Origin of the sequence: Paenibacillus hemerocallicola (genome assembly GCF_006265175.1) — a bacterium.
Taxonomy (GTDB): Bacteria; Bacillota; Bacilli; order Paenibacillales; family NBRC-103111; genus Paenibacillus_AB; species Paenibacillus_AB hemerocallicola.
The window spans coordinates 128,759-154,251 of sequence record NZ_VDCQ01000014.1; the positions used below are offsets into that span (position 1 = coordinate 128,759).

The 25,493-nt window shown below is 53.6% G+C and carries 21 protein-coding genes; 16 read left to right on the forward strand and 5 right to left on the reverse strand.

Annotated elements, in window-relative coordinates; genetic code table 11:
- Positions 1–7: 7 nt before the first annotated feature.
- Positions 8–901: an AraC family transcriptional regulator gene (locus tag FE784_RS12655; RefSeq protein WP_139602560.1), complete on the reverse strand. Its 894-nt coding sequence runs from the start codon at positions 899–901 to the stop codon at positions 8–10.
- Between the two features lie 44 nt (positions 902–945).
- Between FE784_RS12655 and FE784_RS40825 the strand changes: the two genes are divergently transcribed.
- The 13 genes from FE784_RS40825 to FE784_RS12715 all read left to right on the forward strand — a co-directional run bounded on the left by FE784_RS40825 (position 946) and on the right by FE784_RS12715 (position 20,280).
- Positions 946–1,083 carry a hypothetical protein gene (locus tag FE784_RS40825; protein ID WP_176706161.1) on the forward strand — a complete coding sequence of 46 codons (138 nt, stop codon included), beginning with the start codon at positions 946–948 and terminating at the stop codon, positions 1,081–1,083.
- A gap of 161 nt (positions 1,084–1,244) precedes the next feature.
- Positions 1,245–2,594, forward strand: coding sequence for an ABC transporter substrate-binding protein (locus tag FE784_RS12660; RefSeq protein WP_176706162.1), 1,350 nt, complete (start codon positions 1,245–1,247; stop codon positions 2,592–2,594).
- Between the two features lie 432 nt (positions 2,595–3,026).
- A complete protein-coding gene (locus FE784_RS41880; RefSeq protein WP_139602562.1) occupies positions 3,027–3,125 on the forward strand; it encodes a sporulation protein YjcZ in 99 nt (32 codons plus the stop codon).
- A 685-nt stretch (positions 3,126–3,810) separates the two neighbouring features.
- A complete protein-coding gene (locus tag FE784_RS12670; RefSeq protein ID WP_176706163.1) occupies positions 3,811–5,781 on the forward strand; it encodes a helix-turn-helix domain-containing protein in 1,971 nt (656 codons plus the stop codon).
- 191 nt (positions 5,782–5,972) lie between these two features.
- Entirely contained in the window at positions 5,973–8,030 is a 2,058-nt protein-coding gene (locus tag FE784_RS12675) for a hypothetical protein (protein WP_139602564.1), read from the forward strand.
- Positions 8,031–8,565: 535 nt separating this feature from the next.
- Positions 8,566–9,849 carry an ABC transporter substrate-binding protein gene (locus FE784_RS12680; RefSeq protein WP_176706164.1) on the forward strand — a complete coding sequence of 428 codons (1,284 nt, stop codon included), beginning with the start codon at positions 8,566–8,568 and terminating at the stop codon, positions 9,847–9,849.
- A gap of 42 nt (positions 9,850–9,891) precedes the next feature.
- The gene (locus tag FE784_RS12685) at positions 9,892–12,603 is read left to right on the forward strand and encodes a hypothetical protein (protein WP_139602566.1); all 2,712 of its coding nucleotides are present in this window, start codon (positions 9,892–9,894) and stop codon (positions 12,601–12,603) included.
- 55 nt (positions 12,604–12,658) lie between these two features.
- On the forward strand, positions 12,659–14,743 hold the full coding sequence (locus tag FE784_RS12690; protein WP_139602567.1) for an alpha-amylase family protein: 2,085 nt from the start codon (positions 12,659–12,661) through the stop codon (positions 14,741–14,743).
- 35 nt (positions 14,744–14,778) lie between these two features.
- Complete coding sequence (locus FE784_RS12695) at positions 14,779–15,687, forward strand: Gfo/Idh/MocA family protein (RefSeq protein ID WP_342779099.1); 909 nt, start codon at positions 14,779–14,781, stop codon at positions 15,685–15,687.
- An 87-nt stretch (positions 15,688–15,774) separates the two neighbouring features.
- The gene (locus tag FE784_RS12700; protein ID WP_139602568.1) at positions 15,775–16,845 is read left to right on the forward strand and encodes a Gfo/Idh/MocA family protein; all 1,071 of its coding nucleotides are present in this window, start codon (positions 15,775–15,777) and stop codon (positions 16,843–16,845) included.
- Positions 16,846–16,869: 24 nt separating this feature from the next.
- The gene (locus tag FE784_RS12705; protein ID WP_139602569.1) at positions 16,870–18,060 is read left to right on the forward strand and encodes a Gfo/Idh/MocA family protein; all 1,191 of its coding nucleotides are present in this window, start codon (positions 16,870–16,872) and stop codon (positions 18,058–18,060) included.
- A gap of 470 nt (positions 18,061–18,530) precedes the next feature.
- Positions 18,531–19,241 (forward strand): GntR family transcriptional regulator, encoded by a 711-nt coding sequence (locus FE784_RS12710; RefSeq protein ID WP_176706165.1) that lies wholly within the window; start codon positions 18,531–18,533, stop codon positions 19,239–19,241.
- 37 nt (positions 19,242–19,278) lie between these two features.
- Positions 19,279–20,280, forward strand: a complete 1,002-nt coding sequence (locus FE784_RS12715; protein ID WP_139602571.1) for a Gfo/Idh/MocA family protein — start codon at positions 19,279–19,281, stop codon at positions 20,278–20,280.
- Positions 20,281–20,412: 132 nt separating this feature from the next.
- On the opposite strand, the gene FE784_RS12720 is transcribed toward FE784_RS12715, so the two are convergent.
- Both FE784_RS12720 and FE784_RS12725 read right to left on the reverse strand, forming a co-directional pair.
- Positions 20,413–21,774, reverse strand: a complete 1,362-nt coding sequence (locus tag FE784_RS12720) for a sensor histidine kinase (RefSeq protein ID WP_139602572.1) — start codon at positions 21,772–21,774, stop codon at positions 20,413–20,415.
- Positions 21,771–22,457, reverse strand: a complete 687-nt coding sequence (locus tag FE784_RS12725) for a response regulator (RefSeq protein WP_139602573.1) — start codon at positions 22,455–22,457, stop codon at positions 21,771–21,773. The genes FE784_RS12720 and FE784_RS12725 overlap by 4 nt, the downstream gene beginning before the upstream one ends.
- A gap of 274 nt (positions 22,458–22,731) precedes the next feature.
- Between FE784_RS12725 and FE784_RS12730 the strand changes: the two genes are divergently transcribed.
- Together FE784_RS12730 and FE784_RS12735 are read left to right on the forward strand one after the other, a co-directional pair.
- Complete coding sequence (locus FE784_RS12730; protein WP_139602584.1) at positions 22,732–22,932, forward strand: DUF5957 family protein; 201 nt, start codon at positions 22,732–22,734, stop codon at positions 22,930–22,932.
- A gap of 50 nt (positions 22,933–22,982) precedes the next feature.
- A complete protein-coding gene (locus FE784_RS12735) occupies positions 22,983–23,393 on the forward strand; it encodes a DUF6220 domain-containing protein (RefSeq protein WP_139602574.1) in 411 nt (136 codons plus the stop codon).
- A gap of 84 nt (positions 23,394–23,477) precedes the next feature.
- On the opposite strand, the gene FE784_RS12740 is transcribed toward FE784_RS12735, so the two are convergent.
- Both FE784_RS12740 and FE784_RS12745 read right to left on the reverse strand, forming a co-directional pair.
- Positions 23,478–23,885 carry a hypothetical protein gene (locus FE784_RS12740; RefSeq protein ID WP_246132008.1) on the reverse strand — a complete coding sequence of 136 codons (408 nt, stop codon included), beginning with the start codon at positions 23,883–23,885 and terminating at the stop codon, positions 23,478–23,480.
- 28 nt (positions 23,886–23,913) lie between these two features.
- A complete protein-coding gene (locus tag FE784_RS12745) occupies positions 23,914–24,330 on the reverse strand; it encodes a hypothetical protein (RefSeq protein ID WP_139602575.1) in 417 nt (138 codons plus the stop codon).
- 315 nt (positions 24,331–24,645) lie between these two features.
- Here FE784_RS12745 and FE784_RS12750 point away from each other — a divergent pair.
- The coding region (locus FE784_RS12750) for an NTTRR-F1 domain (protein ID WP_139602576.1) at positions 24,646–25,493 on the forward strand (848 nt) is incomplete at its 3' end.

A 25,493-nucleotide genomic window follows, 5' to 3' on the forward strand; every position in this document is an offset into this window, starting at 1 on the left:
GACGGGTCTATTCCGATCTCGGCAAATGAGTCAGGGGCTTCATACTGCTTGGATCGGATTGGCGGAATTCGCTTGGAGACATATGGAAATGCTTTTTGAACGCTTTCGAGAAGGAGAATAAATCATGGTAACCGACGGAGAAGGCAATCTCGGTTAGCGTGTACGCCGTATCCGCGAGCATCGTGCACGCCGCTTTCATCTTGAGATTCTGTAAATATTTAATTGGCGACATCCCGTATGCAGCATTGAACTTCCGGCTGAAATAGGCACGGTCCACCCCGACGAACGATGCGGCTTTCTCGATCGTAATCCCTTCCGCATAGTGCATTTCCAAATATTCCACTCCTTTTTGCAGCCAACCGCCGGAACTTTCTCCCGATCCCTTCTCCTGCATGGCGGGATTTTCGGACAGCGCCTCAAACACGCTATAGAAGGCGATTAGCTTGGCGAAATCCGATGCTTTCCGGCCGTGTGCGCGAATCAAATCGAAAAAAGCGTCGATCAGTTCCCGTACTCCCGGACGGATGGCGTTTCGAACAAAGGGAACGGCAGGACCCATGCCGAGCCGCTCCAAAATCGACAGCGCCTTCTTTCCGTCGAAGGCGATCCAAGCCATTTGCAGCGGATGGTTGTCCGAAGTGAAATATTCGTGGGAGCGATTCGGGAACAAGCAGAACAGGTCGTTTCGCTGCAAATCGTAGCTTCGGTTGTCCTGGATATACGTCCCCGTCCCTTCCAGCACGAAATGAAGGCTGTAGTAGGTCGTCGTTCTCGGTCCGATGCGATAGTGAGGCTTGGCAACGTTCCGACCCAAACGGATCGGCCATACGGCGCCCGCTTTCTCGAATGCGGTCGGGGTGAAGAAATAACGTTCCGCATACTCCATGAGCTCTTCCTGCATGGTGTCCACTCCTTTGCTAGCAGTATAAGGGAAGCGGATCGGCCATGACAAGCGATAATTGGAAACGTGTGCCGCAAGCCATGCAAATCATCCATGCACGGACTCGATTATACCGGGCGCACGTAATGGGCGGAATCGCCAGCACGTCCAGCGCTTTGGAGCAATATTTGGTGAAATTTTAAGCAGATCGGATAAATAATAGTTATTTCATTCATGTCAAGGGACGGGAGAAACAGGATAGAATAAAGCTGCAAGCTGCAAGGCTCGGTTGTGCGTTCATGCTTACCCGGTACAGTCCGTACAGAAGCAAATTTTACAAACTAAAAAAGGAGGCTCGATTCAATTGTCGACAAGAAAAATCAGATTGGCTCTGGCAGTACCGCTGCTATGCGCGACATTCATTGTGCTTGGAGCTTGCAGTTCTGGCACTGCTTCCACGAACAGTCCGTCGGTCAAGTCGAAGCCGGAGGATTACAATGAAGCCGCAGAGCTGACGTTTTTCGGTAATTCTGCACAGTCGCAAGAGTATTTCAACAAATATTACGGAGATGCTATCCGCAAAAAGTTTCCGAACTACAAGCTGACCTATTTGCAGATCGACTCTAACAACAAAGCGACGACTTTGCCCGAATTGATTGCAGCCGGGACGACGATCGATATGTACTATGCGACGATAGGAAATTTTGAAAGCGCTTTACGCGAATTTGATATGCAAGTGGATATTACCGACTGGATAAAAACGGAATCGATCGATACGAGTCGTTTCGAGGCTACGCTAATGGAAGCGATGAAGGTCAACACGGGAGGACCGATCTATGGTCTGCCTGTGCAGAGCAATGTGGAAGCGCTGTATTACAACAAAGATATTTTCGATAAATTCGGCGTCTCGTATCCGAAGGACGGCATGACCTGGGACGAGGCAGCCGAATTGTCCAAGAAGCTGACGCGTATCGACGGCGGCAAACAGTATTATGGCTTTGGAGCGACTTTCAGCCATATTTTGCGCGCCAACCAATTGTCGCTCGCGAGAGTGGATAAGGCCACCGGGAAACCGCTTATCCATATCGACCCCGGATGGAAAACCTTATATGACACGCTATTCGGGAAAATGATGGGGGGAGACGAATACAAGCAAAGCTTTATCCAAAGCAAAAGTCTGGATAATATTAACGGCTTCATCAAAGACCAAAACGTGGCGACGCTCGCTTTCTTCGCGCAGCTGTATTTGACGAACCCGACGGAGCTGCAACTGATGAACTGGGATATGGTCACGCTGCCCACCTTCAAGGAAAAGCCGGGTGTCGGCTCACAGCTTTACCCGATGTTTTTCGGTCCGACCAAGCTGACAAAAAACAAGGAAGCCGTGTTGAAGGTGATCAAGTTCATGGTGTCCGAGGAATACCAGACAGGTCTCGCGCGAAAAGGCTGGATGTCCGTTTTGACAACGGATAAGGTTCGCAACGAATACGCGCAGGATACACCATTCAAAGACAAAAACTACAAGGCATTGTTTATCAACAAGCCGGCGCCGATCGTGTATACGCCCGAGATCGATCCAAGTTTGATAACGATCCATACGAACGCCGCTTATTCGATCCTGAAAGGTGAAGCGGACATCAACACGGCGTTCCGGACGGCGGAGCAGGCTGCGCAGAAGGCAATCGATGATTTCAAAGCCAAGAACGCCAAGTAAAGCGCTTAACCTTTAGCGGCCGGCTGCCGATAAGCAGCGTCTCAAGCGGCAGCTGAACGGAATCCCTTGCCGGCTATATGCTGACGGGGATTTTTTTACGTTAAGGAATGTTTAACCTCGCGAAAGTTTTTCTTAACATTGGGGACTAGTCTAAGCAATATCAAAATCATATCCATAGTATGTAAGGCACGAAAAGCATGCGTAAGGGAGGAGGGGAAACATGAGCGGTGTAGCTGGTTGCGGAGGCATCTTTACATCCACTGGAGTCATTTTGGTTCTCTTCATTTTGCTTGTTATCATTTTGTGCGGAAGCGGTTTTCTGGGTAAAGGATTTTAATTTTTCGGATTTTCGGTTCAGTGGTGTATAGTCCAGTCAACTACACATGGATCCCCATAAAATATGCAGCATGAACAGGGAAGGAGGAGGGGGATATGAGCGGAATTGGCGGAGGCTTGTTTACATCGACAGGTGTAATCTTAGTTCTTTTCATCTTGCTGGTCATCGTTTCACGCGGTGGATTCGGATATTAACTTTTTGTGGCTGAGGGAGCCTCTCCCTCGGCTTATTTTTTTATATCGCTCTGTTACCGATTTTGTTACATATTCCTTCGAACATTTCATTCCATGACTATTCCGGAAATGCATACTGTGTGTGTTCATCTACTCAACAGCAGTCTATGTTCGAAAAAACGGATTGAGTGTGTGTTTGCCTGTTTTCAAAATAAAAAAAACGGATGCTGACGGGCTGCTGGGACAGACTGTAGGTCGGGGAACGGGCCATGATTTTAGGCATATTTGACGCTGTTGCAGTTGAAGCCGTGTTGTCAGCGCTTATTCGAATTACGTCGAAAGATGTTTTTTAATAAAAACGTCTTTCGAAAATATATTATATATAATATATTTAACATATGGTTCTAATTGGATCAAAGAAGCCCGTTCGCTGCATACCCGACAAAATCGCAAGCGTCTACAAATGGAGGGAGCGATGGGCCGATGTAAGCCGCACGGTCCAAGATGGCCAGGCGATATGGAATCCGGGGAGCGAAGTGCAATCGGCGCGGTGACGGGACCATGAGTCGCAAAGTTTTGGACGAGCGCTGCAAAGCGACAGACCGTGCGAAAAATGGAAACGGACCCGTGCGACAGGCCGAGTAGAAACAGGTGGCGTCCGGCTTCCCGAGATCGGACGAACGGTACGTTTGGGGAGGGCAATGCAATGTTGGTTCGTAAAATAATCGGCAAACAGTCGTCGTACAAAAAGAAACTGTTGTTCTTTTTGTTGTTGATCAGCATTTTTCCAGTGTCTTTGCTTGGTTTGGCAGCGAGCCATTTGTTCTCTCAGCAGATTCAGCAGGAAGTGAACCGGAATTACCGTCTGACGTTAAGCATGCTCCACAATCGACTGAACGACAAAATTTCGGCCATGGCGCTATCCTCCATATCCCTTGCATCGAATGACGCCTTGGAAAAATCGGTGGCCGCCGGATTGTTGAACGATTTGGAGCTGGACAGCAGGATGAAGATTTATGTGATCGATGACAAGGGGCGGATGTTCTACAGCAGAAACAGGGATGAAATCGGAACCATGCTGACCACAGCCGACGAGCTTTATTATTACTGGCTTGAACCGGCCAATCATGGGGATAAGGTGATGCCGGATCATGTCCGATACACGGTTAGCGCGCAAAAATCGGATTATGCAAACTGGACATACATCGTAATGACCCCTTATGAAGATCTGACGAAAAAATCCAATCAAATGAAAGGGGCTATAATGAGTATTGCGGGCGTATTCATGCTCTTGTGCATGGCGCTTGCCCTATTCGGATTTCGGGAATGGTTCCGCCCTTTACGAAGCTTGCTGGCCAAGACGCAAACGACGGAGGACGCGCCGCTACCTTCCGATAATGAAATTGAAGCATTGGATGAGGTACTCCAACGATTAATCAGGGCAAATAAGCAGCTTCATGACGAGATAAGGGAGCATATGCCGCTGGCCAAGGAGCGGATTTATCATTTCCTTATTAACGGCGAGCTGGATGAGAGCGAAGCGAGCCGTCTATCCGATCGATTCGAGCCGAAATTGCGTAGCCCCTGGATTTATGTCGGCGTTGCCCAGGTTGACGACTATATCCGGTTCAATCAAACGTATCGGGGAAGGGAACGTTCCATGATTCATAACGCGATGAGAAAAGCGATGGAGGAATTATGCGGACACACGGTTCCTTGTATTACGTTCGTTCCCGAGCCCGGACAAATTGTCGTTCTATTCGCGGCGGAGCAGGCCGACGACAGGGCGTTCGGCCAGATCTGTCATATAATGAAGCAATTTCGCGCTCATGCCGCAAACGGCTTCCGATTTACGGTAAGCGCTGCTATCGGCGACGCCCGGAGGGAGTATGCCTGTATTAGCGCGGGCTATCGGGAAGCTTTGCATATGTTAAGCTACAGGCTGCTGTACGGTCATAACGTAACGATAACGACCCGAGATATTCGGCAACGGGCGCTTCTCCAACCGGAGGAATCGATGCTCCGATACCATAAATCCATTGTCATGCTTTTGCTTCAGGGCAATTCGGAAGGGGCGGCCATTGAGCTGGAGCAGTGGCTGGAGGACGTTCGCCATTATTCGCCAAGCCCGGACAATGCGATCGGGCTGCTTTCTTATCTGTTGGGGGAATTGGAGTACAAGCTGCTCGAGGCCGGCTGTCACCTTCATGAAATCGTATCGTACGACTTGTACGGCCGGCTGCGCATGATGACGGTTTTGACGGAAATCCGGGCATGGTTGCTGGATGAATTGTTCCCCGCAGTCGCCTGCCATTTGGAGATGGTCCAAGACCCCAAGTCCAAACGCGTAGTCCGGCAGGTCGAAGCCTACTTGCTGGAACGGTACGAGGAAGATATCACTTTGCAGTTGACCGCGGATCGGTTCGGTATAACGCCATCCTTTCTCAGCCGTATCTTCAAGGATGCGACCGGCCGCTCCTTCAGCGACTATTTGCTGGAAATCCGAATGAACAAAGCGATGGAATGGCTGGCATATACCGATTGGCCGCTTCAGCATATTTCGGATAGGCTGACCTATTCCACCGTGCAAAATTTTTCGCGCATATTCAAGAAAATGACAGGCGCTCCTCCGGGAGAGTATCGAAGGCAGAGACGCGAGAATAGCCGGACGTCTTGAAAAGGCGGAGTTGCCGCACGATGCGGATATGGCTCTTTTCTATCGAATATGTATCTTCCGATGCTGCAGCCTGGGACAAAAGATAATTGCTTTGAGCAAATCGCCTCCCATACACTGGTTGCGATGACAAGCGCTTACATTGCTTATGCGGCGCCTGTCGTCCAAAATTGAACCGTATTGGAGGAGATCGAATGCGCAAGAAGAGAAGTTGGTTGCGAGCGACTGCGGGCGGGTTGGCCATGATCTGGGGGTTTCTGCTGATTTGGTCGGTTCCCGCGCAAGCTTCGGGAAATCTATGGTACGACAAGTATGTTTATTTCGAGTCGTTAAACGGAAACCGGTGGTACAATTTAACGAATGCCAATGCACTGGGCTGGTCGGAAGCTTATTTGCTGCAAACGTATTTGAATGTTTACGAAGCAAGCGAGGAGACGCAATGGCTCGATAAATTCGTTCTGCACGTCGATACGATCATAGGCAATGCGACCGACCTGGACGGGGACGGCTATCTCGGATGGGAGAACTACGAAGCGAGTCCGGCCAAGCTTGTCAATGGGGACTTCGAAACGGCTAGTCCGAGCGACGGCTCTCTTCCGCAGAATTGGTCCCGAACGCCGTCCACCGTTTCCGGGGCCGCCTATCGCAGCAATGCGACCGGCGACTATAACAGCGGCGCATGGGGTGTCGTGCTGACGGCGAACGGAGCTACTTACCAAAGCCTGACGCAGTCGTTGGCTTCTTACGATCCGGAGGTCGTCTATACGCTGCGGGTGAACGCCAAGACCGACGGCTCGGCCGCCAAAGGCAAAGCGTACGTTTACGACAATACGACCTCGACCGTCCTGGCGCAGGTGAACGTAGACAATACGCAATGGAAAACGTATGAATTTGATTTTATTACGCCGCCTGCGGGTCATGATTTACAAATTTATTTGACCCATCAAGACTACGGCGCGACCAACGGGAAAGCTTATTTCGACAATGTCAAAGTAAGCGGACGGTTTCCTTATATCGGACTGGACGGGAACCTGGGATTGTCCTTCTCCAAGTTTATTAAATTCGTATACGGGAACGATCAGCTTCACGGAGCATACTTGGCCAAGGCGACTTCCTATTTGAATTTCTTGGAGAACAATATCGTTCCCCGCTGGCAATATAGCAGTTATATCGGCAACACTTGGGTAGAACCGACGCCGACGACAGGCTATTATATCAAGCCGAACAATTTGGTAACGTTCTCCAACGAGAGTACTTGGAAAAATCCGGAGGGCATACTGCCGTACAATCACTTCTTCATGTTCAGCCTTATGCTGAACGATCTTTACGATGTTACCGGAAACACGGCTTACAAAGACAAAGTGGACAAAATTAACACCTTTTTCAAAAATAATCTTCAGCTTCAAGGGACCGGATACAAATGGAAGTACGTCGTCGGGGGACAGACCGAAGATGTCGGTCACGGCAATCTAGATGTATATTCCGTACTGCAGCTATTCAATGGCGGGCGAATATTCGACGGTACCGACATGACCCGTTTTACCAATACGCTGGTGGATAACATGTGGAATCAGTCCTTGACGGACCCCAAGGTCGGGATCGTGGTGGACGGATCGAACAATGCCAATACGACCAAGACGCTGTCCTTGAACGCATGGACGAATTTATCCCAATTCGATCCCCTACCGTGGAAAATTGCCGCCGAGCAATATCGGAATTTGACGCGTATTTCATCGGTCGGACAGGCGCTATCGTTGACGGAAATTTTAAAATGGGACCCGGAAAAGCTCGTTAACCGGGGCTTCGAGCTCCAGTCCGCGGGGGACGGCACTTTGCCGGCCCGTTGGCACCGCTCCGATGCCACCGACGTGCAAGCGTTCCGGGACAGCGCCAATAACAAGTCGGGCTCTTACGGTGCGACACTCGTAGCCGGAGGGACCACGCATCAGAGGTTGTATCAGAATTGGACCGATTACACCGCGAACGCCAATTATACGTTGACTTTCGACGGCAAGGCCGATAGCTCCGGCGCCGGGGGCAAGGTTACGGTGTACAACGAGACGGCCGGTGTCGAAATCGCTTCCCATACGTTCTACAATACGGCTTGGGACGCTATGAGCTTTTCCTTTAACGCGCCGGCCAATGCAACCGATGAAGTCAGAGTATACATCGGTCACGGGATAGAGACGATCGCCGGTGCGGAGGCGCATTTCGATAATGTCAAGCTCAGGAGGACCGGGGATAACTGGTAAATAGCTATCGGCGGAGAGGCGAAGCGTTCGGGTTCGCCTCTTTTGTTTATCGATAAAGAATGTTTCACTTCGCCAAAGTACTAAAGCGAAATGAGGCATTCTTTACCAAGAATAAGCTACCGCTAAAACACGGATCACTTCATCGAAAGGCTTCGATCAGAAGCTTTTCTTATCGGGAAAGGCCGATGATTGTCGCGGCTTTGTCCGGCTTCAGAAAATGATTGACCACCCATTAGTTATTATGTATTATAAATTATATATAATCTATATTAGATTGTATGAAGGGAATAATTTGCAAGTAGACGTTGTTTCGGTGAAGGGTGTCATTCGGCCAAAAAGCCATCGATCCTTGCAGGATTGGGATAGAGAACGGGCTTCGGTCGGATCGGAGGAGACGGTAAAAGGGGAAGGAGGATACCAGTCGAAGATGGTTAGGCGGTCGGTCGGTTCGGCGGACGATTGGTTATAGCGGACCGGAGCTTTGCGGGCAGGAGTTGCAATGGAAAGGAAATTTTTAGGACGGGTGGGGTCCAATTTGTTCAAGAACAAGATGATCGTCGGCGCAATGCTGGTATGTTTGGGGGCTGTTACGGCAGCCTGCGGCGGCAAGGAGGAGAAGTCGGAGGCGGTGCCGACGCCGGTTATCAACAATGATCCCGCGGTCGTGAAGCTGGCGGGCCAACTGTCCGAAGAAGAGTTTGCATTGTTCGTAAGCGCTTTACAAAAGAAATACCCTCATATCACGCTCGAGCGGATCAATACGGCGGAGAAGGGCCAAGCGGTCCCGGAGCTTGTGGCCGCGGGCATTATTCCCGATCTCATCCTGGCGGCCCCGCTCAATATTTTGCCCTTTCAGGCGCTGGGGCTTTACTACAATGTAGAAGAACTGGCGGTCAAGCATAAGCTGGATCTGAATCGGATCAAGCCCGAGCTTCTCGAATCGATCAAGGTCGGGAGCTTCGCCGATTATTTGGTGGGACTGCCGATCTACAACAACGCTTTCGGCTTGTTTTACAACAAAGATTTGTTTGATCGTTTCGGCGTCTCTTATCCGAAGGACGGCATGACCTGGGAGGAAATAAGGGAGCTGGCGGCCAAGCTGACCAGAACCGAGAACGGGGTGTCCTATTACGGCCTGCACCCCAACAGCGTCTTCTGGGGGGCGTATCAGCTGGGATTGCCGTTCATCGACACGGCGAGCAACAAATCGATGTTTCAATCGCAAGGTTGGAAGGACCTGTTCCAGATGTGGCAGCGCTTGTACCAGGCCGGAGGCAACGTCGTGCCGAAAACGCTGGCGGCGGTCAAAGGCTTCCAGGACGGCCAAATCGCGATGACGATGGGGTACAGCTCCATCCTGGATGCGACGGTCAAAGTGAAGGATTTGAATTGGGATATCGCTACATACCCGATCAATCCCGCCGCTCCCGGGGTAGGTCAGCGCGTCGATTCCATCAATCTGGTCGTTACGGCGCAGAGCAAAGTAAAGGATGCCGCCTTCCGGGTCGTGGAGGTCATCTTGTCCGAGGAAGTGCAGACGACGCTATCGAGAACCGGGAAAATGTCCGTGCTTAAAGACCAGAAGATTCATGACCAATTCGGACAATCCAATACCGGGCTGCAAAACAAAAATGTCGTTGCCTTGACGAAGCCGAAGCTGGCTATCGTACAGCCGTTCAAGTTTCCTTTCGCGACGAACCCCGCCACTTTGATCAACAATACGTTCAATTCGGTCATCTATGATCAGAAAGACATCAATACGGCATTGAGGGAAGCGGAAGAAAAAGTGAATACGGATATTCAGCTCCTGCTTAAATAGCGGGAAGGTCGTACCCGTAATCCGGGATGAGGAGAGGATCGGATGAGCAGCGTCAGCGAGAAGCGGATGCCTGAGCAGTTTGAGGAAAGCAAAGGAATGACGGCACTGGAATTTCCGCATTTTCCGACGAGAATGCAAGCTTTTATCTGGAGAAACTGGGGAATTGTGCCCGTGGAGCGGCTGGCCGGCGTACTGCGCGCGGAGCCGGCCGACGTACTGGAGCTAGCGCGGGGGATGGGACTGCCCGTCCCTCCCGAGGTCGACCCGCTATGGCTGCAGCGAGGCTATATTACGATCATTCGGGCCAACTGGCATCTGCTGCCTTACGAGCAATTGATGGATTTGCTGCAATGGGATGCCGGGAAGCTCGCCTTTACGCTCAAGGAGGACGATTTTCTATGGAGCAAGGTGGGCAGGCTGAAGCCCGATACCCCGGTCCTCCGCTATCGGGCGCTGACTTCGGACGAGATGGCCCGGACCGCACGGATCAAGGAACGGTTCGCGGCATGCTTCGATACGGCAGTACATACGGAGCGGGAAGGAAGTCCGGCCGCGGAGAAGCCGTTCGATTTTCTGCGGCGCTTCGACCCGCGGCCTGAACCCGACGGCCGGCAAGGCGCGGCGCCGTTCTCGGAAAATCGCAAGTCTGCGGCCGAGCGCTCTGCAAGCTCGGGTAAGGAGAACGGGGTCGGTTTCGTCGAGTTGAGCCCGGTCTGGACGCTAGTCTATCCGGACGGCAGCAAGCCGGTCCAAGCATTCGTACGGCGGTTCGCTGACAGGCTGGAGCGGCAGTGGGGAGTCCGCATCGGTATTGCCGGCGAACGGCAGTCGTCTCCGTCGCAAAGGGAGTTTACGCTGACTTTGCGAATCAGCCCGGACGCATCCTTGCTTGCCGAGAGTCACGAGCTGGAAGTGACGCCGGGACGAATCGGCATCCGGGCCGTCGACGAGCCGGGGCTGCTGCGCGGTCTTCAATGGCTGACACAGGAGATGGACAGGCAAAAGGGGCCTTTGTTGCCTATCGGCAAAACGATCCGTCGCACGAAGTTTGATTTGCGCTATATTTATTCGTATTTTGCCGTATACGGAGATCCATTGATGGACGAAAAACTGGACCCGTACCCGGACGGAATGCTGGAGAGCTTGTCGGAGCGAGGGGTAAACGGCATATGGCTGCACTGCGTGCTGTTCCATATGGTGCCCTGGAAGGAAGCGCCCGAGCTGTCCGTCGGCTGGGAACGGCGTATTGCCGGATTGAACCGTCTGATCGAGCGTGCGGCCGATTACGGCATCGGGGTGTTTTTGTACTTCAATGAGCCGCGCGCCATGCCTCCTTCCTTCTACGAGACGAGACCGGAGTGGAAAGGGCATTCGCTGAACGTGCTATATCCGGCGTTGTGCACCTCGCATCCGGAGGTGCAGCAGTTTTTGAGAGAGAGCACGGCTCGGCTGTTCCGCGAAGCGCCCGGGCTGACGGGGTTGTTCACGATCACGATGTCGGAGAATGTGACCAACTGTTATTCGAGGGCGGCCGGGGGCGTGACGGACTGCCCTCGCTGCAGCGGCAGACGCCCTTACGAGGTGGCGGCCGAAGTGAACCGGATCATCTCGGAAGGCGCGCGAAGCGCGAAGCCCGATGCGCGGATTATCGCGTGGACGTGGGGATGGTCGGCGGGACTCGGCTGGAAGGAGGAGGATACCGCTCTCGCTATCGGTCAAATGCCGGAGACGATGTCGCTCATGTGCACAAGCGAAACCGGCATTCCGACTCAGGTGGCGGGCGTGCCGGCACGGGTAGCGGACTACTCGATGTCGGTCGTCGGGCCGGGCGAGCTTTCGCTGAACAGCTGGAACGCCGCGCTGGAGCGCGGCATGTCCGCCATGGCCAAGGTACAGATGAACAATACTTGGGAATGCTCGGCTGTACCGTTCCTTCCCGTATTCGATCTGGTGGAGGAGCATATTCGCAATTTGCGGCATTCCGGCGTAACCGGTCTCATGCTGAGCTGGACGCTCGGGGGGTATCCTACGCTGAATCTGGACATCGCTTCCGGCTATTACTGGGACACGGAATCGGAGTCGCCGGCCATCCCGGTGAAGCAAGACGTGCTGGGGCGAAAATTCGGCAAAAATGCTGGGGCGATCATCGACGAAGCTTCGTCCAAGCTAAGCGAGGCATTCCGCGAATTTCCGTTTCATCTGCGCGTGCTGTATCGGGCGCCGCAAAATTTCGGACCGGCCAACCGGCTGTATTTGGAGCCGACCGGCTACGAGTCCACGATGATCGGCTTTCCGTATGACGATTTGCCGGGCTGGCGGCATTCCTATCCGGCCGATGCATTCCGCGAGCAATTCGGCAAGCTGGCTGCCGGCTGGCAAGCGGGGCTGAATCGATTGAAAGAGGCCGAACCGCATATTGCGGCGGAAGGGAAAGAGGAATTCCGCGATCTGATGAACGCCGCCGAGGGTGCCTATTATCATTTCCGCAGCACCTACATGCAGATCCGCTTTGTAATGAGCCGGGATGCTTGGCTGGAAACCGGGGATTCCGAAATGCGGGAGACGGAGCGGCGGAGCATGCTTGCCATAATAGATGAAGAAATCCGGCTTGCCCGATCGCTGTACGATCTGGCGGCGGGCGATTCGCGTATCGGCTACGAAGCGAGCAATCATTACTATTATACGGCTCAGGATTTACGGGAAAAGGTGCTGAACTGTCTCGACCTGCGCGAACGGCTGGAGCTCGGCGAATAAGCCGGTGCCGGCCGGCCGTTACGGCCGCGCTATATAAAGGGAGGCTTTCGTAAGAATGACGGGCAAACGCTGGTATCAACAAAGCTACCGCCGCAATTTGATCGATATGCATATCGCCGACTGGGACGACAAGTTTCTTTCCGAATTCGACCCGAAGACGTATGTCGATATGCTGGAGCTGTCCGATGTCAATACGGCGATTCTGTATGCGGGATCCTGCGAGGGGATATGCCACTGGCCTACCAAGGCGGGACACATGCACAGGGGGCTGAAGGGGCGCGACATCATCGGGGAGCTGCTGGAGCTGTGCCGCGAACGGAATATGAATGCCGTCGTTTATTTCAACATGTACTCCCGCTGGGCATACGACACGTATCCGGACTGGAGGCTTCATACGGTCAAGGGGCAAACGTCGGTGGAGCGGGGCAGCCGCTACGGGCTCATGTGTCCGAATTCGTCGTATGACGAGTATGTGGTTGCACAGATTGAAGATTTGTGTACGAATTACGAGTTCCAAGGCATATGGATCGATATGATCGGCTGGTACAACTCGGTCTGCTATTGCCGCCATTGCCGGGACAAATTCGAGCAGGCGACGGGCAAGCCGCTTCCCGAGACGATCGACTGGGGCAATCCCGACTGGGTGGCGTTCCAGCGCAAGCGGGAGGAATGGGTGGCGGAATTCGCCGCCAAGATGACCCGTGCGGCCAAGGCGATCAAGCCCGATGTATCTTTTGTCCATACGTGTACGACGGGCTTGCGCGGCTGGGGCGGAGGCGGCTCCTACGCGTTTTATCGCGAGAGCGAATATTTGGCCGGCGATTTTCTCGACGATCCCGTCAAGCAGTCGTACGTCTGCAAGTTTTTGAACGCTTTGAGCGAGAACAAGCCGATCGAGTTCATGACGCCGCGTTGTCTCAATTTGCGCTACCATACGACGACGAAGTCGCGGGAGACGCTGGAGGCGCAGGTGTTCTCGGCGATGGCCAATCAGGCGAGCTTCCTGTTCATCGATGCGATCGACCCCGTCGGCACGTTGAATCGCGACGTCTATGCGATGATGGGCGACATCTTTCAGGAAACGAAGCCGTATGAGGCCTATCTGGACCCGAATTCGAAGCTTTGCGCCGATGTCGGCATTTACTTCAATTTCGAATCGATGATCGAATGGGAAGACAACGGCAAAAACGTATTGAATGCAACGAGGGAAAATGTGCCCGTGCTCCGCCTGATGAACGTGGCCAAAACGTTAATGACCCGCCATATCCCGTACGGCGTCGTCACCGGCAAAAATTTGGCGGAGCTGTACGACTACCAGGTCATCGTGCTGCCCGAGATCGTTGCCCTGAACGAAGCGGAGAAGGAAGCGCTCCGGCAGTATGTGGCGTCGGGCGGCAGCGTGTACGCAAGCAGGCACACGTCCTGGACGACGGAGAAGGGCGAGGTGTGCGGGGATTTCGGCTTGGCCGATCTGTTTGGCGTTTCCTATACGGGAGAGACGGTGGAGAAGATTACGTATATGTCTCCGACGGCGGAAGGGGCCGCCTGCTTCCCGGATTCCACCGACTACTATCCGATGCTTTTCTCCGGTCCCCAGGTGCAGCTTGCGGCGACTGCCGACGTGGAGGTATGGGCGAAGCTGACGCTGCCCTTCACGGTGCCGACGGACAACAACCGCTATGCGGTAGGCACGAGCAACCCGCCAGGCATCCATACGGACCTTCCGGCGCTTGTCCTGAACCGGTACGAACAAGGAAAAGCGATGTACAGCGCGGGGGATTTCGAACGGATGACGGAGAATCAGCAGCGCGACGTGTTCGCCGAACTCGTCCGTAGCCTGATGTCACGGCCGCCGCTGTTCGCCACCAACGCGCCCAAGCCGGTCGAGATCACGATGTTTCACCAGCCCGGGCAGAAGCGGTATATCGTCAGTCTGATCAATTTCCAGAGCGACATGCCGAACATTCCGATTCACGACATCGAGCTGGAGATCCGATGGAGCGGGGACCGGAAGGTCGACAAACTGCTTCTCCTTCCGGCCGAGACGGAGACGGCTTATACGATGCGGGACGGTTACGTCCGGTTCTCGGCCCCGAGATTGGATACGTTTCTGATGTTTGCACTGTGCTATTCGGAATAACCGCATAAGCGGCACTATAAGGAGCGAAACGGAACATGATGGAAACGCGGCAATTGAGAATCGGGATGATCGGGTTGGATACGTCCCATTGCGATGCTTTCGCCAAACTATTGAATGACGATCAGTGGCAGCACCATATTCCCGGAGCGCGGCTGACCGCGGCCTTCCCCGCCGGATCCCCGGACATGGAGATGAGCATATCCCGCGTCGGGAAATTTTCCGATTCGCTGCGGGAGCAGTACGGAGTGCGGATCGTAGACTCGGTCGCCGAGCTGGCGGAGCAGACGGACGGCATTCTCCTTACGTCGGTAGACGGCAGAGTGCATCTGGAGCAATTTCGTCAGCTGCTTCCGTATAAGCTGCCCGTATTCGTCGATAAGCCTTTCGCCACGACCGCGGCCGATGCGGAACAAATGCTGCGGTTGGCCGAAGAGCACGGCATCCCGCTTATGACCTGCTCGATGCTGCGTTATGCGGAGGAATTGACGCAGGCGCTCGAGCTGACGGACCGGGGCAAGGTTACCGGCATCGATTGCTACGGCCCGTTCTATCTCGAAGAAACGGCCCCGGGATTGTTCTGGTACGGCATTCATTGCGTAGAAATGCTGTACCGCGCATTCGGCGCGGGCTGCTCGCACGTCACGGCAACGACCCGGGGAGACCACGACATCATCGTGGCGGAATGGAAGGACGGAAGACTGGCCGCGCTGCGCGGTAACCGGGTAGGCAATACGAGATTCGGAGCCGTCGTGCATCATGAGAAAAACTCGCTGCCGATCGATCCGCGCAAGGGGCGCCCGATGAATGCCATTTTACTGGAATCCATCCTTGAGATGTTCAGAACCGGAATTTCGCCGATCGATCCGGCAGAGTCGTTGGAAATCATCCGCTTTATCGAAGCCGTGAATGAAAGCCGCGAGCACGGGAAAACCGTCTCGCTGTAAGCCGGGCTGCCGCCCTCGGACCGTGGTCGCGGATCTCGGAGGCAGTGTGACGGGGAACCGGGCAAAACAGAAGGAGAGAGTGCGATTATGGGAAATCCGATACGGGTAGGCATTATCGGCCAAGGCCGAAGCGGTTATCGCAACCATGCGTTGATCTTGTCCGCGATGAAGGAACAGTATGAGATCAAGGCGGTATCCGATCCGCAGGAGGCGTATCGCGAAAGAGCCGTCAGTCAGTTCGGATGCGAAGCCTATGCGGATTACCGGGATATGCTGAAGCGAGGCGATCTCGATCTGATCGTCAATGCGGCTCCGAGCCATCTGCATGTGCCGCTGTCGCTGGAAGCGCTGGAGACGGGGCTCCATGTATTGTGCGAGAAGCCTCTGGCGCGGAAGGCCGAAGAGGTGGACCGATTGATAGCAGCAGCGGAGAAAGCGGGGAAATGTCTCGCGACGTTTCAGCAATCCCGTCTTGCTCCCGCCTTTCAAAAAATAATGGACATCGTGCACTCCGGCGTTCTGGGACGAATCGTCCATGCGCGCATCGCCTACAACAATTTCGCCCGCAGGTGGGATTGGCAGACGCTGCAAGCCAACAATGGCGGAAGCCTGCTGAATACCGGCCCCCACCCGCTGGACCAGGCGCTCCGTCTGTTCGACTCGGAGGAGATGCCGGATATTTTCTGCAAGCTGGATCGGGTCAATACGTTCGGCGACGCCGACGATTACGTCAAGCTCCTGCTGAAGAAGGACGGCCATCCGCTGATCGATCTGGAAATCTCCTCCTGCGATGCCTATCCGCAGGATACGTATCATATACATGCCGAATACGGCGGAATAAGCGGCGACTATAGAAGCCTGAAATGGAAATATTACGACCGCGAGCAGGCGTCCGAGCAAGTTCTGACCCGCCAGCCGATGATGGATGCGAGCGGAGAGCCGGCCCATTGCAAGGAGACGCTCGTCTGGAAGGAAGAGAGCTGGGAAATATCCGACGAGGAGAAGAAACGTCCGCTGCAGCGGGTGTTCTACGAGCTGCTGTACGATACGCTGGTCAACGGCGCTCCGCTCGTCGTAACTCCGCAGCATATCAAGCAGCAGATCGCCGTCATCGAAGAGTGCCATCGGCAAAACCCTCTTCCGCGGTTTGCGGAATAACTCATTTGGAGGCGCTGACCAGTTATGACTCATTCCGGAATGATTCGTATTGCGGTTGTAGGCGGGAATAGAGGATTCAGCTACGGCAATGTATCCCGGCTGTTCCCGGACAAGGTGGAGCTTGCGGCGGTATGCGATCTGAACGAAGCGATATTCGTCAGATGGAAGGATAAGTTTCCGGACATTCGCACATTTACGAGCTTCGAGCAGCTGCTGGACGATCCGTCGATCGATGCCGTCGTGTTGGCGACGCCGATGCTGATGCACCAGCGGCAAGCGGTGCAGGCTCTGAAGGCGGGCAAGCACGTCATCTGCGAGGTTGCCGCCGCCCATACGCTCGAAGGCTGCTGGGAGCTTGTAGAGGCAGTCGAGCAGACCGGCAAAGTATATATGATGTCGGAAAATTATTGCTACTATCGCTCCAATCTGTTGGTGCGGCATATGGCGGAGCAGGGAGCGTTCGGACAATTCACCCATGCCGAGTGCGGATATATCCACGATGTGCGGTCCGCCACTCATAAGCCGGACGGAACCTTGCAATGGCGCGGCGAGCTGCTGCGGGACTATAACGGAATCAACTATCCTACCCATTCGCTCGGGCCGATCGCCCAATGGCTCGGCATCAATCGGGAGGGCGGGGATTCGTTCGACTGCATCTCGACGTTCGTATCCGATCCCGCCTCCCAGTGCGACCATTTCCGGACGCGCTTCGGAGCGGATCATCCCGGAGCGCAGCCGGACTACTGGAAGCAGGGCGATTCGGCTCTCGCCTTGATTCGCACGAAGGGGGGAGCGGTTATTTACATGCGCAACGATTTCTCGTCTCCCCGCCCTCACAACTATACGCATTATGCGCTGCAGGGAACGAAAGGCGCTTATTTGGCAGCCCGTCACAAGGACGAGGACCCGCTCGTCTGGTTGGCCGGTCGCAATGCCAAGCTGGAATGGAGCTCCTTGTGGGACTATGCGGAGGAGTTCGAGCATCCGCTATGGAGACGGTCCCCCGACATGCCGGGAGAATTTTTCGTCATGGAGGAGTTCGTCGCGGCAATCGGCGAGGGGCGTCAGCCGGAGCTGGACGTCTACGATTCGGCGGTATGGAGCAGCATATTCCCGCTGTCGGTCGAGTCCGCCGCGGGCGGAGGAAGGCCGGTAGCGATTCCGGACTTTACGATCAACCGCCCTCGCCGTAATCCGTCAGCCGCATCGGTATAACCGAATAATCGGATTCGTGCAACATCCTGCCTTGATGTTTCCTGCAAAAATAATTGACTTTATATTATATATAAAATATTTTATAATAAAAAGAAGAAAAATACGACAGCATAGTCCGCGTACAACCCGGAGGCCTCTTGATGAAGCGGTTCAACATATTGCCGTAAATAGAGGAACTGGATTCCGCTATTGTTCCGGATTCCGTCACACTCTTGAAGATAAAGGAACTGGCTTCCGTTATCTCGAACTTTCGGGGTGAAAATGATCGCGAACAGCGGGATAGCGGAACGGTTTTCCGTTATTTTGCTCTCCATAGGGGTACTTGGCACAATAACATACTCCAGTTCCGCTATTTGATGGATTCGCGGTCCAGCAAGCGCCGGCAAAGGCGGCTAGCCTTCACCGATCGTGCGGTACATGTGCTTCTGTACGCGAATTATGCTGTCGTACAAAAAAAGGATGTTGTGTTCATGGAAGAAACGATCGAAAAAGCGAACCACCTGTTTCAACGGCAAAATGTAAGCGAAGAACTGATCAAGATGATCAAGAAGCAAATATTGGCGGGCGAGCTGAATCCGGGCGATCGCATCGTCGAGACGAAATTGGCCAGGCAGCTCGGGCTCAGTCAATCGCCGATCCGCGAGGCGCTGCGTCAGCTGCAAGGGGAAGGCATCATCAAAATCGTGCCGAATAAAGGCCCGTCCGTCGTCGCGCTGGAGATGAAGGATATATTCGAAGTGTATTCCATCCGCAGCATGCTCGAAGGATTGGCCATGCGCATGGCGGTGCACAATGCGACGGACGAGGAGATCGACGAGCTGGAGCGGTTCTACGAATCGATGAAGGCCAAGCTTCACGACGATTCCGTACCTTATTTGCTGGAAGATTCGCTGCAAATACACGAGACGATTATTCGTCTGTCGAATCATTCGCGTCTGCACAAGATGTATCAATCGATTACGTTCCAGGTAGCCTTGGTGAACCGGATGCTCGGCGTCCGATCCTCGAAGGAGCAAGAAGTGGAGGAGCACGGGGAGCTGATCACGGCTCTCAAGAAGCGCGACCCCGATGAGGCGGAGCATATTATGCGCAAGCATATATACCGATCGTATTGTCATTTTGTCGAGCGGCACGAGCGAAAAACCGAAAAGGACAAATTTGGGGAAAATATGTGGTACTGACAGACTGCCGCATCCCGTATAGAGAGGAAGCCCGGCGATGAAACGACTCAAAGCAGGCATAATCGGTCTCGGCTCATGGGGAGAATGCCACCTTCAGGCTTACCGGGCTTTGTCCGCCGTTGAAGTGACGGCCATCTGCGACGCCAATGAGAGCAGGCTGGACGCCATGGCGGGGAAATACCGGGTGCCGCAAGCCTTCACCAGCTATGAAGCGCTGCTGGAGCGTGACGATATCGATCTTGTCAGCGTCGTCACGTTCGAGAAAAATCATCTGGCCCCCGTTCTGGCCGCCCTGAGAGCCGGCAAGCACGTATTGGTAGAGAAACCGGTATCGACCGACTTGGCGGAAATCCGCCAGATGCAGGCCGTTGCCGAACAATGCGGCAAGCATGTGCTGCCGGGACATCTGCTGCGCTTCGACCCCCGATATGCGGAAATTTACGAGGCGCTGAAGCCTGGCGGGAGACTCGGCCAGCCGGTCAGTATTTTTCTGAAGCGATCGCGCGCGAAGTCGTTGTTCGCCACCTATCAACGGACGCATACCGTCTATGAGCTGACCGTTCACGATCTGGACCTGGCGATCTGGTATGCCGGCAGCCGGGTGAAGAAGGTCAGGGCGATGGGACGATATGCGATGAAAGGCAGGGCGCCGGATGTGCTCTGGTCGACGTTGGAGTTCGAGAATGGCGTCGTTGCGGTCATCGGCAGCAATTGGATGAACCCCGACGAGGCCGGTATCGCCATGTTCGATGCGGCGGAGATTATAGGAGAGCAGGGGATCGCCCATTTCGAGACGAGCCATTCCGGCACGCAAATATGGGATGACGAGACCGGCCGCCATTCGCCGGATCAGAATATCCACTACACCCTTGCCGGCAAAGCGGGGGGCTGCCTGAAGGATCAGCTCGCTTATATTAGCGATTGCCTCATCCGCGGCGAAGCCCCCGATTATATTTCGTTTGCCGACGCGGTTCATGGAATCGAAGTCGCCGGCGCGATCGAGAGAGCGGCGGAGAGCGGTCGGGAGATTTTGTTGTAGACGGTCGTTTCCAGCGTCGAAATTGGGCTCGGAAGCATCGGATCACATGTAAATGGAACAGAAGCAAATGGAATAGAAGCAAATGGAACAGAAGCAAACAAGGCAACCCTTGGCACTAGGGTTGCCTTGTTTTTATGTCTGCGACGTTGAAGGCAATGTAACAATAACTGTCGTTCCCTCGCCAACGATGCTTTGCACGTCAATCGTACCCTCGTGGGCAAGAACGAATTGTTTGGCGATCGACAGTCCCAGTCCCATGCCGCCGCTGTTGCGCGTCCGCGCCTCATCCGTTCGGTAGAAACGGTTGAAGAGGTTGGGAAGATGCTCGGGGCTTATTCCCGGACCATTGTCGGCAATCGCAATCCGAAGCAAGACATCCGCCTCTTTGCCCCCCTTTTCTCGCGTTATCGCAATGTTCACTTTGCCTCCGGGGGGAGTATACCGGATGGCATTGACGAGCAGGTTAAGGAACACCTGCGTCATTCGATTCGAATCCACATAAACCGTAGGCGATTCCGGTTCGCTTGCCAGCGATATATCGATTTGTTTATCGTCGGCGTCCTGAGAGATCCGGTCTATGATCCGCCGCAGTAGCTCCAACATATTAGTCGGCCTGCGTTCCAGCGGCAGCCTCTTTGCTTCCGCAAGCGACAGCTGATGAAGGTCGTCGACGAGACGGGTTAACCGGATCAGTTCATCCTGAAGCGGCAGCAAGCCTTCCGGTTCGATGGATTGTCCGCTCTGCTGGAGCAGATCCAGCTTGCCCCGCACAATCGTCAGCGGCGTCCGCAATTCATGGGCGACATCGGCGACCAGATTGCGCCGGATATCCTCGCCTTGCCGCAATCTGGAGGACATGTCGTTAAAGGCGATTGCAAATTTCCCGTATTCATCCGCGGACGCGACGGGAGTCTGTATACCGAGCTCGCCTTGTCCCAGGCGGTCGATGGCCGGAATGAGCAGCCGAAGGGGCGCCGTAAGCCACTTGGATATGAGATAAGCGATGAAAAGCGAAATTAAAACGAATAGGACGGCGCTTGCCGTCAACAGGAATATGACCGAAACGGATATTCCGATTTGCAATTTTTTCAAGTTGGCCGCTTCCGGATCGTAATAATACAAGTAAGCGATCGTTTGGCGATCGACCTGAATTTCCCGCTCGAATCCCAAATTTTTTACCAATCCATAGTCGGCCTTATCGTCAGCGTACATCGGATCCCGGTCCTTGGACATTAATACGATGCTGGCATTAGGATCGGCGTTCAGAAGGTCGTGATGCAGAACGAACTGCCGCACGCCTCCCCAGGAGCTCCCGTTTTCTTTGTAATAACCGGCCAAACGAGCGGATAACGCATCCATTTGTTCCCCTTTGGTCGATTCTACTATAGCCCCGAGTGATTCCCGGACAACGAGATGGGTCGTCAGGACGAATACCACGCTCATGACCACGATAAAGGAGGCCATCGCTATAAAAATTTTTCGGCTGACGCTCAAGGCCGATCACCGAACCGGTAGCCGAAGCCGTAGACGGTTTTGATATATACGGGCTGAGCGGGGTCGTCCTCGATTTTTTTGCGGATTCGGCTGATGTGGGCGTCGGTCGTCCGCTCGTCGTTCAATATTTCCTCTTCCGCAGCGGCCTGCAGCAATTGCAGCCGACTGTATACGATGCCGGGTCTGGCGGCCATAGTAAGCAACAATTTGAACTCCGTTGGCGTCAGCGCCACTTCTTCCCCCCGTTTCCACACGCGGCACTGCGATTCCGAAATGGTCAGATCCCCGCGTTCCATCGACTGTTCCGCCTTTTCACTTCCTTCTATTCGCCGCAGGACGGAACGAATCCGAGCGACAAGCTCCCGCAACGAAAAGGGCTTCGTCAAATAATCGTCGGCCCCTACCTCCAGCCCGATAATTTTATCGCTTTCCTCAATCCGGGCGGTGACCATTATGATGCCTGTGCCGCTCATTTTTCGCAGCTCCCGGCATAAATCGATGCCGCTCATTTCCGGCATCATCCAATCAAGCACAACGAGAGAAGGCTTTTTCTCCTTGGCTATTTGGAGCGCCGCCTTGCCCGTTGTCGCCGTCCAAACTTGAAATCCTTCCTGCAGCAGAAAGGGCGCCATAAAATCGATTACTTTCTGTTCGTCATCGACGAGCAGCAGCGTACGCGTCAATTTCGATCCCCTCCTTCCCCGAATTCCAAATCGTATTTATTATATACGTTATCCATTTCCGTTTGGGAAATTTCACGGGTTCCGTAATGGAATAGAACAAGAACGCAACATTTCGCCGCTCAAAAATGAAAGAAACCAAGCCGACACAAAGTTCACGAAACCCGCAATGGTTCGTCACAAGTTCACAATGTTGTGCTGCTACAATGAATCTCGTTGCATCAGAAGCAAAGATTCCTGACAGGTTGCAAACGGGAGAGAATGGAGATTGGAAATGATGAATAAAAAAATTAGGGTCGTATTGCTAGCCATGGTCGGCGGGTTGATCGGAGGCTTTGTGCTGGCCGAAATCATTGGCATTGCCGGTATTTTGCTGACAGGCCGGGCAATCGGGGTTAAGTTTCTCCCCTTTATATTACCGTTCGTATGCGCGGGAATAGCGCTGCTGGCCGTTCAAAGTAAACTACCGCCCCGGTAATGGCGCTTAATCCCTGCAGGGATAACGAATTAGCATGGAGGATGAAACTTATGAAAACTGAGGTTCATACGAGTCAACGCATCCGTGTATCGAGGTTCGTATTTCTGGTGTTGGCATGGGGGCTTGTCGTCTGTATCGTCGTACAGACGTTATTTGCCGGCATGGCCATCTTTAACGACCCGGGCCACTGGAGCAAGCATGTGAATTTTGTGCATTTTTTTGAATTTGTCCCGCTTTTCATGCTTATATTTGCTTTTATTGGGCGTCTTCCCAAAGGAACGGGGTGGTTAAGCTTTGCCTTATTCCTCCTGATTTTCTTTCAATATATGACAGCTCACCTAAAGGCGGCGGGGGCGTTTCATCCCGTGATGGCTTTGGCGCTGATCGTGCTTTCCTTATTCGTTGCGAAGCGTGCATACCGATGCTTCGTCGGAACGAAACGAGGGAGCTTGCCGGATTGATCGTGCTCCGCATAGCGTTCAACAAGAAACGACTCTGCTCGCATCGTTGAGCAAGAGTCGTCTTTTGCTTGTCTGAGCTCGATTTTAACGCTGACGTACACGCATGACAACAGATGCCGTTATTCCCGCGAGAAATCCCCAGACGGCATTGGTAAGGAGCACGCTGACAATCGCGAATGGATTCGTCAAAGGACCTTGCAGTTGACCGCTAAGGATCGGGGATGCAATTGCGCTAAGAACGATTGCGAAGACTCCATAGGCAACCCCGGCCAATAATAAGGTCACCACCGGTTGTTTCACTCGCAAGACGACAACGATCGCGATCCAGACAAGCGAGATAATAATCGTTGCTGTAATGCTGGCGGTCGGCTGTCCAATTTGCTCCGACAGACCGAGCATGCTCATGATCGGTCTGATGAGAGCCAAAGCGCCCAAACCGGCAATAAGCGGCCATTGTCGGGCTATATCTTGCTTTTGAGATGAATTTGTCAACGTGAATTGCTCCTTTGCCGAGTTATTTTTAGTGCAAGCCCAAGTAACCCATATAAAGCATCATCATGACAATCGTGCCGGAAAGCGGCATGATTAAGCCTACCTGTGAGTCGTAAAACATTCCCCCCAATGACAGGATCGTTACGCTAACTCCAAATAAAGAACCGCTTCGCGTTTTCGCTATGACAGAGAATTGTTTGAACAGCATCGGGTATATCGTCAGCATGGCCGTGTAGGTAAAGCCGGTCCAAATCATTGATATTGCTTCTACTGCGAATGGACTACCGAAGACTATCACGGTAGAGCCGGTCATTAGAATCAACAAGCTGATCGAAATGCTGGTTTGCCATTTCCTCAAGGAACCGACTTCCTGTACTCTCTTGTCCAATTTGATTTGCAGTGCGAGCATGCCGCCAAGCCATACGTTCAATATCCACAGCAGCACGAGAATCCCTCTCTCCTTTCTAAGTTCTTAGGTGGACTTATTTTACCAAAACAATATTGTGAACTTATGACGGATTTTTACGGGTTGCATGATAATTCGAAAATACCAAACTGCTTTTTTGCTGGTCGACGGTGAGACTGTGGCGATCGCACCGGACTTTCATCATCGGGGCTCGATTGTCCTGGCGCATCCCTTGTTTTTTGGGTTGTTAAAGCCCGTACAGGCTCCGCCACGATACCATATATTAATTTGTAATAGATTTCCTCTATTAGTCTGCAGTATGACTTCTTCCCAGATTGTAGGTGAGCCGAGAGCATGTCTATCAAAAACCTTGTGGTTAATGGGGGTTTCGAAACAGGGTCCTTGAACCCGTGGATTGCTTTAAACGCCGCCATAACCACGATTAGTACGCATAGTGGTTTCTATGCCGCAGTGTTGGAAGGCGGGGCCGTCAATGCGGTCCTGGCGCAAGATGTGCCGGTTGAAGCGGGAGAAAGCTACGAGCTTATCGTATCGCTGGCAAAGGCGGGGGCGGAACCGAATCCGCTGGTGATGGTGACGATCAGTTATTATGACCCCGCATTAAATTTCCTTGGATTTACAGTCATGGACCCGATCTTCGAGGATCGTTTGCCAAACGGTCTCGATAATGAATGGATTACCTTTTACCAAAACACGAATGAGGTACCCGCAGGCGCGACACAAGCGCTAATCGTAATGAACAAAGCGACTACCGCCGGTTCGGCTGGTGTTCTAATCGATGATGTCCAGCTGCTTAAAGCAACGGGGGCGACAGGTGCGACAGGTGCGACAGGAGCAACCGGAGCAACCGGTGTGGCGGGAGCAACCGGAGTAACGGGAGCGACTGGTGTGACGGGAGCAACTGGGGTCACGGGTGCGACAGGAGAGACGGGAGCGACTGGTGTGACCGGGGCAACGGGAGCAACTGGAGAGACGGGAGCAACCGGAGCAACGGGAGTGACTGGGGTGACAGGGTCTACGGGTGCAACCGGAGAAACGGGAGTGACCGGGGTCACGGGAGCGACTGGTGTGACAGGAGCAACTGGGGGGACGGGAGCAACTGGTGTGACAGGAGAGACGGGTGCAAACGGGGTCACGGGGGCAACTGGTGCGACGGGAGCAACTGGAGAGACAGGTGCAAC